The 414-nt window shown below is 65.9% G+C and carries 1 protein-coding gene; it reads right to left on the bottom strand.

What is annotated here, in order from left to right:
* Positions 1–8: 8 nt before the first annotated feature.
* On the bottom strand, positions 9–414 hold a 406-nt coding region (locus EOA29_RS40450), incomplete at its 5' end, for a M23 family metallopeptidase (protein ID WP_145970202.1).

Here is a 414-nt window from a genome sequence, read left to right as displayed (position 1 = left end):
TTCTTGTTCTATTCGAGGTAGCCGGACGGGTCGACCGGGGCCGAATTCTTGCGCACTTCGAAGTGCAGCTTCGGCGAGTCGGTGGTGCCGCTCATGCCGGACAGCGCGATCTCCTGGCCGCGCTTGACCTTCTGGCCGCGCTGCACCTCGATCGAGCTGGCGTGACCGTAGACGGTGACCAGTCCGTTCTCGTGGCGCACCAAAACGGTATTGCCGAATTCCTTGAGGCCGTCGCCCGCATAGATGACGACGCCGTTCTCGGCCGCCTTGATCGGCGTTCCTTCCGGCACCGCGATGTCGACGCCATCCTTGCCGGAGCCGAAGCCGGAGATGACGCGCCCACGCACCGGCCAGCGCATCTTGCCGATGCCGGTCGCATCCGGCGCCACCGCATCGTCGTCCTCGGCCTGCTGG

This window comes from Mesorhizobium sp. M1E.F.Ca.ET.063.01.1.1, from assembly GCF_003998155.1.
Classification (GTDB): Bacteria; Pseudomonadota; Alphaproteobacteria; order Rhizobiales; family Rhizobiaceae; genus Mesorhizobium.
This window is presented reverse-complemented; position numbering and strand designations above follow the sequence as displayed.